The sequence below is a fragment of the Streptomyces sp. RFCAC02 genome, from assembly GCF_004193175.1.
In the GTDB taxonomy this organism is placed as follows: domain Bacteria; phylum Actinomycetota; class Actinomycetes; order Streptomycetales; family Streptomycetaceae; genus Streptomyces.
The window spans coordinates 1331905-1344529 of record NZ_SAUH01000001.1 but is presented as its reverse complement, the minus strand read 5'-3'; the positions used below and the strand labels follow the sequence as shown (position 1 = coordinate 1344529).

Here is a 12625-nt window from a genome sequence, read left to right as displayed (position 1 = left end):
CGCTACTCCCTTCCGGTGCCGGTCACGTCGAGGGTGGTTTCGAGATCCTGGAGCACGACGCCGACCTCGCGGTCGTACACCGTGAAACGCAGCCGGTGCGCGCCCGGTTCCGAGGCGGTGAACACGAAGACGGCCGGGTCGCCGCCGGTGGTGTGCTCGGCCACCGGGGGCGCGACGGTCGCGGCCGAGCGGGACGCGGCGATGAGGAGGAGCAGCGGCAGCGCGGGCGCGTCCGCCCCGCCGCCGGGTCCGGTGCGCTCCAGGCGGACTTCGAGGGTCGCTGACTCCCCGACGCGCACCTCGTCGGCCAGCAGCGTGATCCGGACGGCCCAGGCGGGCCGCAGTCCGGCGAGCCGCTCCCGCAGGGTGCGGACCTGCGGGTGGCCGGGGCCGAGGACGCGCGCCCAGTCGGCGGCGAACCGGGCGCCGGCCGCCGCCGCTCCCCGCGGGTCGCCGGCCGCCGCGCGGGCGAGGACGGCCCCCGTCTGGCTCGCGAGGGTGCCGGGGTGGTGGTCCCCGAGCACCTCGGCGCGCCCCGCGGCCACCGCCTCGGCCAGGTCCTCGGCCCGCGCCGGGTCGCCGGCCTCGGTGTACGCGCGGACCAGCGCGTCGACGCCGGTCGGGGTCCAGTGGTCGAGCACGTGGCGGTTGCAGGCGATGACGGTCGTGCGGGCCTGCCCGCCCAGCCGGTGCGCGGCGGCCAGGCCCTCCGGGGTGCCGGGCAGCCCCAGCGACGTCGTACGGGCGCGGTCGGCGATGACTGCTTCGAGCAGCGCGACGGCGCGCGGGGCGTCCCCCGCCTCCAGGCGGACGACGGCGAGGCGTTCCCGTGCGGCGAGGGTGTCCTCGTGGTCCGCGCCGAAGGCCGCGGTGGCGTCGGCGACCAGGGCCTCGCTCAGGGCGACGGCGCGCTCGGGGGAGCGGGCCGCGAGGGAGAGGGCGTGCGCGCCGCGGGCGCGCAGGGTGGCGCGGTGGCCGGGGCCGAGGACGCGCGCCAGGTCGCCGGCCACGGCGCAGTGGAGCTGGGCGGCCTGCGTGTGGTCCCCCGAGGCGCGGTACGCCCTGGCGAGGTCCGTGTACGCGTCGAGGGTGTCGGGACGGTCGGGGCCGAAGATCCGGGTGCGGTCGGCGGCCAGCGCCTCGAATTCGGCGATGGCCGCGGCGTACCGCCCGGCCTGTTCATGGGTGAACGCGATGGCGAACCGGCAGAACAGCGTGGCCGCGTGGTCCGGGCCGCGGTGCCGTTCGTGGTCCGCGAGGACGGCCGTCAGCACCTCGGCGGCCCGCTCGAACCCGCCCGCCTCCCGGTGGGTGACGCCGATCCACTCGCGCTGGTCGAGCGTGTCGGGGTGGTCGTCGCCGAGGAGCCGCGCCCGGTCCGCGGCCAGTTCGGTGTGGAGGGCCGTCGCGCGGTCGAAGAAGCCGGCCTCGGAGCACGCGATGGCGAGGTTGGAGCGGCGGGCGAGGGTGTCGGGGTGGTCGGGGCCGAGGACGCGGGCGGAGTCGGTGACGACCTGCTCGTAGAGGGTGATGGCGCGGTCGTGGTCGCCGGCGTCGCGGCAGGCGTAGGCGAGGTTGGCCCGGGCGGTGACGGTGTCGGGGTGGTCGGGTCCCTGGACACGGGCGCGGGTGGCGGCGATGGCCTCCATGTCGCGGACGGCCGCGGTGTGGTCACCGGCGAGCTGGCGGGCGTAAGCCAGGCCGTTGCGCTGTTCCAGGGTCTCGGGGTGGTCGGGACCGTGGATCCGCGCCGTGTCGGGCAGCAGGTCCTCGTAGAGGGCGATCGCCCGCCGGTGGTCGCCCCGGCCCCGTACGGCGGTGGCCAGTTCCCTGCGGGCGGCGAGGGTGGCGCCGTGGTCGGGGCCGTCGTTCCGCAGGCGGTCGGCGACGAGGTCCTCGTAGAGGGCGATCGCGCGGTCGTGGTCCTCCATGAGGTGGCACGTCCAGGCGACGTTCGAGCGGCTGACCAGGGTGTCGGGGTGGTCGGGGCCCTGGACGCGGGTGCGGTCGGCGACCAGCGCCTCGAACTCCGGCAGGGCCGTGGCGAAGTCCTGGAGGTCGAGCCGTACCCCGGCGAGCACGTCCCGCAGGCGGAGGGTGGCGTCGTGCGCGGGGCCTTGGACACGCTCCCGGTCCGCCAGCAGGTCGGCGTAGAGCCGGAGTGCCCGGGCGTGGTGCCGGGCCATGCGGTGGGCCTGGGCGAGGTTGTCCCGGCACAGCAGGGTGTCGGGGTGGTCGGGGCCGAGGACGCGGGCCGAGTCGGTGACGACCTGCTCGTAGAGGGTGATGGCGCGGTCGTGGTCGCCGGCGTCGCGGCAGGCCAGCGCGAGGTTGGCGCGGGCGGTGACGGTGTCGGGGTGGTCGGGTCCCTGGACGCGGGCGCGGTCGGCGGCGATGGCCTCCATGTCGCGGACGGCGGCGCCGCGGTCCCCGGCGAGCTGGCGCGTGTAGCCGAGGTCGTTGCGGCGGGTGAACGTCTCGGTGTCGTCCGGGCCGCGGAGCCGCTCCGTGTCCGCGACGAGTGCCTCGAACAGGGTCAGCGCCTCGGGGTACTGCCCGGCGGTGCGGCAGGCGGTGGCGTGGCTCACGCGGGTGGCGAGCGTGCCGGGGTGGTCGGGGCCGAGGACGCGGGCCGAGTCGCTGACGGCCTGCTCGTACAGGGTGATGGCGCGGTCGTGGTCGCCCGCGTCGAGGCAGGCCAGCGCGAGGTTGGCGCGGGCCATGAGGGTGTCGGGGTGGTCGGGTCCCTGGACGCGGGCGCGGTCGGCGGCGATGGCCTCCATGTCGCGGACGGCGGCGCCGCGGTCCCCGGCGAGCTGGCGCGTGTAACCGAGGTCGTTGCGCCGGGCCAGCGTCTGGAGGTGGTCGGGGCCGAGCAACCGCGTGCTGTCCGCGAGCAGCTCTTCGAACAGGGTCAGTGCCTCGGAGTACCGGGCGGCGGTGTGGCAGGCGGTGGCGTGGCTGACGCGGGTGGCGAGCGTGCTGCGGTGGTCGGGGCCGAGGACGCGGGCGAAATCGGCGACGGCCCGCTCGTAGAGGTCGATGGCGCGGTCGTGGTCGCCGGCGTCGAGGCAGGCCAGCGCGAGGTTGGCGCGGGCCATGAGGGTGTCGGGGTGGTCGGGTCCCTGGACGCGGGCGCGGTCGGCGGCGATCGACTCCATGTCGCGGACGGCCGCGGTGCGGTCCCCGGCGAGCTGGCGGGCGTAGCCGAGCTCGTTGCGGCGGGTGAACGTGTCGGCGTGGTCCGGGCCGCAGAGCCGCTCCGTGTCCGCGAGCAGCTCCTCCAACAGGACCACCGCACGCCGGAACCGGCCGGCCGAGCGGAAGGAGATGGCGAGATCGGCGCGGCGGATGAGGGTGTCGGGGTGGTCCGGTCCGAGGACGCGGGCGGAGTCGGCGACGGCCCGCTCGTAGAGGTCGACGGCGCGGTCGAACTCGCCGGCGTCGCCGCACGCGAAGGCGAGGTTGGCGCGGGCCATGAGCGTGTCGGGGTGGTCGGGTCCCTGGATGCGGGCGCGGTCGGCGGCGATGGCCTCCATGTCGCGGACGGCGGCCGCGTGGTCACCGGCGAGCTGGCGGGCGAACCCCAGGGCGTTGCGGGCGACCAGGGTCTCGGCGTGGTCGGGGCCGTGGACCCGCTCCGTGTCGGACAGCACCGCCTCGTACAGGGGGACGGCCCGCCGGTGGTCGCCCGAGTTCTGCACGATCTGGGCGAGGTACCTGCGCGTGGCGAGGGTGCCCGTGTGGGTGGCCCCCTCGACGCGCACGCGGTCGGCGACCAGGTCCTCGTAGAGGGCGATCGCACGGCCGTGGTCCTGCAGGAGGTGGCAGGTCCAGGCGACGTTGGAGCGGGTGATCATCGTGTCGGGATGGTCCGGCCCCTGCACGCGGACGCGGTCGTCGGCCAGCGCCTCGAACTCCCGCAGGGCCGTGGCGTGGTCCCTGGCGTCGAGCAGGGCGACGGCGAGCGTCTCCCGGCAGTCGAGGGTCAGGGGGTGGTCGCGGCCGAGGAGCCGTTCCCGGTCCGCCAGCAGCTCGCGGTAGAGCCGGACGGCCGTGTCGGTGTGCCGGGCGGCGCGGTGGGTGTAGGCGAGGTTGGCGCGGCGGGCGAGCGTGTCGGGGTGGTCGGGGCCGAGGACGCGGGCGGAGTCGGCGACGGCCTGCTCGTAGAGGCCGATGGCACGGTCGTGGTCGCCGGCGTCGCGGCAGGCGTAGGCGAGGTTCGACGTGGCGGCGAGGGTGTCGGGGTGGTCCGGCCCCTGGACGCGGGCGCGGTCGGCGGCGACGGCCTCCATGTCGGCCACGGCGGCGGCGTGCCGTCCGGCGAGCTGGCGGGCGTATCCGAGGGCGTTGCGCTGGTCCAGGGTCTCGGGGTGGTCGGGACCCCAGATCCGTCCCGCCTCCGCCACGCACTCCCCGTACAGCGCGATCGCCCGGGGGTGGTCCCCCGCGTCGCGGTGGGCGGACGCCAGCCACGAGCGGGCGTTCAGCACGTCGGGGTGGTCCGGGCCGTGCAGCCGCAGCCGGTCCGCGAGGATCTCCCCGAAGAGCCGCAGCGCGCCCGCGTGGTCGTCGGACCGCGCGAGGGCCTGGGCGAGGCCGACGCGGGCGGCGAGCGCCGCCGGGTGATCGGGGCCGTCGGCCTCGGCGCGGTCGGCGGCCAGCGCGGTGAAGTCCTCGACGGCCGCGGCGTACCGGCCCGCCAGCCGCCTGGCGGTCGCCAGCCCGTAGCGGCTGTCCATGGTGCTGGGGTGACGCGGCCCCAGCGTGCGGACGAACGCGGCGACCACCGGCTCGTACCAGGCGACGGCCCGGAGGTGGTCCCCCGCCTCCCGCAGGGCGTACGCCACGTTGTCCCACGCGACGAGGGTGGTCCGGTGCTCCGGCCCCCGCGTCCTGCGGTGGTGGGACAGGCACGCCTGGAACAGCCGGATCGCTCGCGCGTGCTGCCCGGCCGTCGTGCAGGCGAAGGCGAGGGAGTCCCGCGCGGTCAGGACCGCCGGGTGGCCGGCGCCCTGGACCCGGACCCGGTCGGCGACCGCCGCCTCGAACAGCGCGACGGCGCGCGCGTGGTCGCCCGCCGCGGACCAGGCCCAGGCCAGCTTCTCGCGCTCGTCCAGGACCGCGGGGTGGTCGGCGCCCTGCACGCGGACGCGGTCGGCGACCACCGCGGCCAGCTCCCGTACGGCGCTCGCGGGATCCCCGGCGCACTGCCGCGCGTAGGCGAGGTCCCCCCGGCTGGTGAGGGTGTCGGGGTGGTCGGCGCCCTGGGTCCGCTCGCGGTCCGCCACGATCGCGGTGAACCCGGCGAGCGCCGCGCGGTGGTCCTTCGCGACCCGCTGCGCGTGCGCGAGCCAGCCGCGGCTGGTCAGGGTGTCGGGGTGGTCGGCGCCCAGGACCCGGGTGCGGTCGGCGATCGCCGCCTCGTACAGGGCGATGGCGCGGGCGTGGTCGCCGGCGGCGCGGCAGGCGAACGCGAGGCCGTTCCTGCTGGTGAGGGTCGTCGCGTCGTCCTCGCCGCACAGGCGCGCGCGGTCGGCGACGAGCGCCTCGTACTCGGCGACGGCCGCGCGGTGGTCGCCCGCGGTCTGCAGCGCGTACGCCAGGGCGTCGCGGCTGGTGAGGGTGTCGGGGTGGCCGGGGCCGAGGACCCGCGTCCGGTCGGCGACGAGCGCCGCGCACTCGTCGACGGCCTCCTGGTGGTCGCCGGCCCGCCGCAGGGCGTGCGCGAGGGTGTGGCGGCTGGTGAGCGTACGGACGTCGTCGGGGCCGAGGATCCGCGCGCGGTCGGCGATCACGGCGCGGCACAGCTCCACGGCGTGCCGCGGGTCGCCGTCCAGGGCCATGGCCTCGGCCAGGGCGTCGCGGCTGTCGAGGGTGTCCGCGTGGTCCCGGCCGCGCAGCCGCGCCAGGCCGTCGGCGACGTCGCGCAGCAGCGGGATGGCGACGATCCGCTGGTCCCGTTCGGCGAGTTCGTCGGCGGCGCGCCGGTACAGCCGCAGCGTGTCCTCGTGGGGCGGCTCGTCCGCGGGGCGAGTGGCGGCGAGGGCCTGGATGTGGGGGAGCAGCTCCTGCCAGCGCGCCTGCACCGCGCGCTCGGTACGGGGGCCGTCGGGCAGGGCGCGGGCCAGCGTCTCCGCGGCCCAGGCGCGGCCCTCGTACGGCGAGGGGACGGCGTCGGCCGGGTCGCGCAGGACGGTCTGCACGAGCCGGTGCACCGTGACGGCCCGCTCGGTGAGCGTGATCATGTTGTAGTCGGCGAGCAGCCGCAGGGCGCTGTCGATGTCCGGGGTGCCGGGCGCGCCGGCGGGCGGGGTGAGCGCGTCGCGGGGGATGGCCTCGGGCGCGAACCAGGCCAGGGCGTGCAGCAGCGCGGACGCGAACGGGTCCGTCCCGTGGATGGCCCGCAGCGTCGTGCGCCAGATGCGGGCGATGGTGCGGGCCGCCCCGCCGCCCGGCCCGGCGGTGTCGAGGGTGGTGGCGGGGGCGTCGGCGAGGAGCGTCCGGTAGGCGGCGAACGAGGTGCCGGTCTGCCGCAGGTAGGAGCCCGCCTGGGCCAGGGCGAGGGGGAGGTGGCCCAGGTCGGCGGCGAGCAGGGCCGCGTCCCGCCGCTCGGCCGGCGTCTCGTCGCGGCCGGTGATGGCGAGGCCGCACAGGAGGTCCACCGACGACTCGGCGGCCAGCACGTCGAGCCGCAGCGGGGTGGCGCCGGTGCGCCAGCCGTCGGCGCGGCGGCTCGTGACGAGCTGGTGGCCGTGGCCGTGGAGGCGGCCGAGATAGAGGTTGAGGACCCCGGGGTCCTCGGCGTTGTCGAAGACGAGGAGCCAGCCCTCGTGGGCACGCAGCCACAGCAGCGCCCACTCCGTCTGCTGTTTCGGCAGCGCGGTCAGCGCCCAGCCGGGGTGGAGGAAGACGGCGAGGTCGGCGAGGGCGGCGTCCACCTGCTCGCGGCTCTCGGCCGTGATCCACCACACGACGGTGTAGTCGCGGCGGTGGGTGCGGGCGTAGCGCAGGGCCAGGGTGGTCTTGCCGACGCCGCCGAGGCCGTGCAGGGCGCGCGGCTGCGCGATGACGCCCTCGCCGCAGGTCAGGGCGTGGCGGATGCTCTCCAGGTCGCCGCCGCGGCCGACGAAGACGTCGGCCGCGCTCTGCGGCAGGTTGTCGAGGCCGGGAGGCGGGGGATGCGTGCGGCGGCGGCGACGGCTTCCGGGGGGAGGCCGGTGCGCTGCTCGCTGTGGGGGTTGCCGCCGGAGTCGGCGGCGGCGTGGACGCTGCGCGGCGTGGCGGCCTCGTCGTCGGGCCGGCGGCCGGACTCCCGCCGGTGCGGTCCGCCGGGTCCCTGACGGTGCAGTCGCTCCGCGGTGATCACGTTGCCGAGCCCCCCTGCCCGAACTTGCCTGCCGCGCAGGATAGTCAGCCGGTCGGCCGGGGACAAGCGGTGATCGGGCCGCGTCCGTGCGCGACGGCCGGTGCGCGGCGGGCCGCCGGCCTGCATTCACTCGTTCGGGTGAGCGTGGGCCGCCCGGCGGGTGCCGTCCGGCCCCGCGGGCGCCGGGCCGGACGGACCGCGTACCGGACCGGTGACGATTGTCAGTGGTGGCCGTTACGGTCGGTGCATGACCTTCGATCCCGCCGACGCGGCGTTCCTCGACGACCCCTACCCGGTGTTCGCGGGCCTGCGGGCGCGCGGTCCGGTGCACCGGCACGACGGCCTCGGGCTGCCGGTCGCCGTCTCGCACGCCGCCTGCGCCGAGGTGCTGCGCGACCGCGCGGTGGGCCGTGTCTGGCGGGACAGGGAGCCGGCCGCCGCCTTCCCCGCGTTCAACCTCCTCCACCGCAACTCGCTCCTGGAGATGGAGCCGCCGCGGCACACCCGGCTGCGCCGGCTGGTCTCCGCCGCCTTCAACCGGGGGCACACCGCGCGGCTCACCCCGTGGGTGCGGTCGGTGGCCGACGGCCTGGTGGATCGGCTCGCGGCCGCCATCGCGGCGGACGGGTCGGCCGACCTCATGGCGCACGTGGCGGCCGTGCTGCCCGTCGAGGTGATCGCCGAGCTGCTCGGCGTCCCCGCCGCCGACCGGCCGCACCTCACCACCTGGTCGCACGCGATCGTCAAGATGTACGAGTACGGCCTCCCGCCGGAGCGCGCCGCGGCGGCGGAGCGGGCGGCCGGCGAGTTCGCGGACTTCCTCACCGCGCTCGCGGCCGACCGTGCCCGCCGCCCCGGGGACGACCTGATCAGCGACCTCGTCGCGGTCCGCGACGCCGGCGACCGCCTGTCGTCCGACGAACTCGTGGGGACCGCCGTGCTCCTTCTGATGGCCGGCCACGAGGCCACGGTCAACGTCGTCGGCAACGGCGTGCTCGCCCTCCTGTGCCACCGGGACCAGTGGGACCGGCTCGTCGCCGATCCCGGGCTCCTGCCGACGGCGGTGGAGGAGCTGATCCGCTACGACGCGCCGCTCCAGTTGTTCGAGCGGACGGCGACGGCGCCGGTCACCGTCGCCGGGCACCGGCTGGAGCCGGGCGAAAGAATCGCCGCCCTGCTCGGCGCGGCCGGGCGCGACCCCGCCGTCTTCGCCGCGCCCGACACCCTCGACATAGGCCGCGCGCCGAACCCGCATCTCGGGTTCGGCGCGGGCATCCACTACTGCGTCGGTGCCCCGCTGGCCCGCGCCGAAATCGCGGCGGCCCTCGGCGCGCTGGCCACCCGCCTGCCCGGCCTGCGCCTGGCGGGCGAGCCGGTCCGGCGCCCCGAGTTCGTCATCCGCGGCCTGCGGAGCCTGCCGGTGACGGCAGGCTGACGCGTCGTCACAGCGTCTTGACGGTCCCGCCGTCGATGACGTGGTCGGCGCCGGTGATGTTCCGGGCCACGTCGGACAGCAGGAAGGTGATCAGCGCGGCGACCTCCTCGGGCTCGGTGACGCGGCCCGTCGTGATGCCGAACGCCTCCGGTATCCGCGCGAGGAACGCCGCGTGCTCCATGCCCGCGCCGGCCGCGACCTCGCCGCCGAAGCCTGCCGGGTCCTCCCAGACCGCGGTCCGCACAACGCCGGGGGACACGGTGTTGACGCGAACCCCCCTCGGGCCGAACTCCTCGGCCAGGGACTTCCCCAGCGCGGCCAAGGCGGCCTTCGCCGCGCTGTAGGCGACGGGACCGGCCGCCGGCAGGCGGGAGTTGATCGAGGAGACGTTGACGATCGAGCCACGCCGCTCGATCAGGCTCGGCAGGGCGGCACGGCAGGCGCGGACGGCGCTCAGCAGGTTCAGCTCGAAGACCGCGTGCCACGCGTCGTCGGAGGTGTCGAGGAAGCCGGCCGGCCGTACGGCGTCGCCGGCTCCGACGTTGTTCACCAGCAGGTCGATCCCGTCGAACTCGGTGAGCGCGGCGTCCATGAGGGTGCGGACGCCCTCGGCGGTGCTCAGGTCGGCGGAGACGGCGAGGGTCGCCGCCTCCTTCAGCTCCGGGGTGACGGTCCGGGCGGCGCCGGCGACGCGGACGCCCTCGGCGGCCAGCGCCCGGACGGTGGCGAGGCCGATGCCCCGGCCGGCGCCGGTGACGACGGCGGTCCTGGTGGCGAGGTCGAGTTGCATGGGGACTCCATTCTTGAACTTGAGGTACAGAAAATGGGCGGAGAAACACCCTCCGGCGCACGGGCCGGAGGGCCGTCGGGGCGGGTGGGTCAGAGGGCGTCGACGGTGGCGTCGATGGCCCGGGTCAGGCGCTCGGGACCCTCCTCGACGCGGGCCAGGAGCTGCAGGCCGACGAGCGTCGCCAGCAGGGAGCTGCCGAGGGCGCGGGCGTCGCGGTCGGCGGCGATCTCGCCCCGGCGCTGCCCCTCTTCGACGAGCGCGCCGAGCGCGTCCTCCGTCCGCTCGAACATGCGGCGCACCAGGGCGGTCGCCGCCGCGTCCGTGCCGGCCCGCTCGGCCGCCGTGTTCACGGCCATGCAGCCGCGCCGGCCGGCGGCGGCGAGATCCGTCTCGGCGAGGAGGCGGAGCGCCGCGCGCAGCCGCTCCTTCACGGGACCGTCCCCGTCGAACAGGCGCGCCAGGGCCGCCGCCTGGCTGTCCCGGTAGCGGCGCAGGGCCTGCTCGAAGAGGGCGTGTTTGCTGCCGAACGCGTTGTAGAGGCTGCCCTTGCCGACGCCGAGGGCGTCCACGAGGTCCTGGGGGGAGGTGGCGGCGTACCCCTTGCTCCAGAACACCTCCATCGCCCGCTCCACCGCGGTGTCCGGATCGAACTGCTTCGGCCTGCCCATGCGGAGGAGCCCAGCACCGTTCTTGACCTCTAGGTCAAGAACGGGTGCCGGGCTCCTCCGGTCGGGCCGTGCCGGGGTCAGACCCGCGCGGGAGCGGTGCTCTCGGCGGTGTCGGCGGCGGGCTCGGCCGGCTCGTCGGACGAGGCCGCCGAGCGGTGCCGGATCGCCACCGCGGCGAGCAGCGCGCCGATGAGGCACAGGACGCCGGTGACCAGCGCGGCGGTGTGCAGGCCGTTCATGAACGCCTGGCCGCTGCCCTCCACGACCGCGGAGCGGAGCTGCTCCGGCATGCCGTCCGACACGGGCGGGATGCCCATGGCGACCGCGTCCTTCGCCTCCGCCATGCCGTCGGCCACGGCGCCGGGGACGCCCGCGCCGGTCAGTTCGCCCACGAGGGTGGAGCCGACCCGGCCGCTGATGAGCGAGACGAGGACGGAGGTGCCGAGGGCGCCGCCGATCTGCAGCGCGGTGGTCTGCAGGCCGCCGGCCACGCCGCCGTCCTGCACCGGCGCGTTCCCGACGATGGCGTCGGACGAGGCGGCCATCACCATGCCGACGCCGAGGCCGAGCGCGATGAACGGCGGCCACATCGTCGCGTACGAGGAGTCGGTGTCCCATGTCAGCAGCCCGAAGGTGGCCGCGGCCTGGAGCAGCATGCCGATCGGCATGGCCACCCGCGCGCCGAACCGTCCGGTGACGGCCGCGCCCAGCGGCGAGGCGACGACCGAGGCGAGGCTCAGCGGCAGCGTCCACACGCCGGCCTCGACGGGCGACAGGTCGCGGACGTTCTGCAGGTAGAGCATGACGAAGAAGATCGTGCCGAGCATCACGAAGAAGTTCAGTGCCGTGATGACCGTGCCGACGGTGAGCGCCGGGTTGCGGAACAGCCGCATCGGCAGCAGCGGATGCCGCACCCGGGTCTCGAACCAGCCGAAGACCAGCAGCAGCACGACGCCCGCGGCGATCGACCCGAGGGTGCCGGACGACGTCCAGCCCCACGTCTCGCCCTTGACGACACCGAAGACCACGGCCAGCAGGCCGGCCGCCAGCAGGACGACGCCGGTGATGTCGAACCGGTGGTGGCCGGTGGACGTCTTCGACTGCGGCATGACGATCGCGCTGAAGACGAGCGCGATGACGCCGATCGGCGCGTTGATGTAGAAGACGGACTCCCAGTTCACGTGCTCGACGAGCAGGCCGCCGACGATCGGGCCGAGCGCGGTGGACACCGACGACACCATGGCCCAGATGCCCACCGCCATGCCGAACTTCTTCGGCGGGAAGACGGCGCGCAGCGTGCCGAGCGTGTTGGGCATCAGCAGGGCGCCGAAGAAGCCCTGGACGGCGCGGAACGCGATGACGCCCGCGATCGACCCGGACAGCCCGATGGCCACCGAGGCGAGGGTGAAGCCCGCCACGCCGATGAGGTAGTACGTGCGCCGCCCGAAGCGGTCGCCGAGCTTGCCGCCGAGGATGAGGGCGGCGGCCAGCGCGAGCAGGTAGGAGTTGGTGACCCACTGGAGGTCGCCGGTCGAGGCGTTCAGGTCGCGGCCGATCTCCGGGTTCGCGATGGCGACGACGGAGCCGTCGAGGCCGACCATGAACAGGCCGAACGCGACCGCGAGCAGCGTCAGCCAGGGGTTGGACCGCAGCCGGCCGGACGGGGCAGCAGCCTGCGGCGGGGAGGAGGACGGCATGGTGGGGTGCCTTGTCTTGTCTCGGGGGTGGTGTCACTGAACGGGCGCACGGCCGTGCCCGCCCCCGGCGGTGTGCGCGGGGAGCGGGCACGGCTGTGTGCGGATCCGTCCGCCGCGCTGCGGGGCGGACGGGCGGGGGACGGGCGGCGGAGTGGTCAGCCGGCCGTCGGGTGGAGGTCGCGCGCGAGTGCCTCCAGCGCGCCGAGGACCGAGCCGAGGGCGTCGAGCTCCCCGTCGGTGCGCAGGCGCAGGGCGCGCGCGAGGTGGGCGACCTCCAGGTCCCGTACCTCGCCCAGCCGCCGCCGGGCCGTCGCCGTGGGGTGCAGGTGGACGATCCGCTTGTCGGCCGCGTCGTGGCGCCGCTCCAGCAGGTGCTGCTCGGTGAGCTGGGAGACGAGGGCGCTGACGTTGTTCGGTTTCATCAGGAGCGCGTCCGCGGCCTCACGGACCGTGACGCCCTCCTGCTGGGAGACGAGCCGCAGCAGCGCGAGCTGTCCCTCGGGCGGCTTGGGGTGCGGGTAGTCCCGCGTGATCCGCCGCTCCAGTGCCCGGTGCAGCGCGGGCAGGACCGCCGCGAGGCCGGCGGCCACGCGGTCGGGATCCTGGACGGAAGCACGGGAATCGGACACGCCGCCGAGAATAGGTATCTCATCATAGGTATGTCAA

General features: G+C 76.0%; 7 protein-coding genes. 2 read left to right on the top strand and 5 right to left on the bottom strand.

What is annotated here, in order from left to right:
• Positions 1-2: 2 nt before the first annotated feature.
• Positions 3-6974 carry a tetratricopeptide repeat protein gene (locus EMA09_RS06045; RefSeq protein ID WP_129839621.1) on the bottom strand — a complete coding sequence of 2324 codons (6972 nt, stop codon included), beginning with the start codon at positions 6972-6974 and terminating at the stop codon, positions 3-5.
• A gap of 18 nt (positions 6975-6992) precedes the next feature.
• On the opposite strand from EMA09_RS06045, the gene EMA09_RS06040 reads away from it, so the two are divergent.
• Complete coding sequence (locus EMA09_RS06040; protein ID WP_129839619.1) at positions 6993-7343, top strand: hypothetical protein; 351 nt, start codon at positions 6993-6995, stop codon at positions 7341-7343.
• A gap of 273 nt (positions 7344-7616) precedes the next feature.
• On the top strand, positions 7617-8804 hold the full coding sequence (locus tag EMA09_RS06035) for a cytochrome P450 (RefSeq protein WP_129839617.1): 1188 nt from the start codon (positions 7617-7619) through the stop codon (positions 8802-8804).
• 7 nt (positions 8805-8811) lie between these two features.
• On the opposite strand, the gene EMA09_RS06030 is transcribed toward EMA09_RS06035, so the two are convergent.
• The 4 genes from EMA09_RS06030 to EMA09_RS06015 all read right to left on the bottom strand — a co-directional run bounded on the left by EMA09_RS06030 (position 8812) and on the right by EMA09_RS06015 (position 12588).
• Positions 8812-9594 (bottom strand): oxidoreductase, encoded by a 783-nt coding sequence (locus EMA09_RS06030; protein WP_129839615.1) that lies wholly within the window; start codon positions 9592-9594, stop codon positions 8812-8814.
• Between the two features lie 89 nt (positions 9595-9683).
• A complete protein-coding gene (locus EMA09_RS06025; protein ID WP_129839613.1) occupies positions 9684-10262 on the bottom strand; it encodes a TetR/AcrR family transcriptional regulator in 579 nt (192 codons plus the stop codon).
• Between the two features lie 77 nt (positions 10263-10339).
• On the bottom strand, positions 10340-11959 hold the full coding sequence (locus tag EMA09_RS06020; RefSeq protein WP_129839611.1) for an MFS transporter: 1620 nt from the start codon (positions 11957-11959) through the stop codon (positions 10340-10342).
• Between the two features lie 155 nt (positions 11960-12114).
• Entirely contained in the window at positions 12115-12588 is a 474-nt protein-coding gene (locus EMA09_RS06015) for a MarR family winged helix-turn-helix transcriptional regulator (RefSeq protein ID WP_129839609.1), read from the bottom strand.
• Positions 12589-12625: the final 37 nt, after the last annotated feature.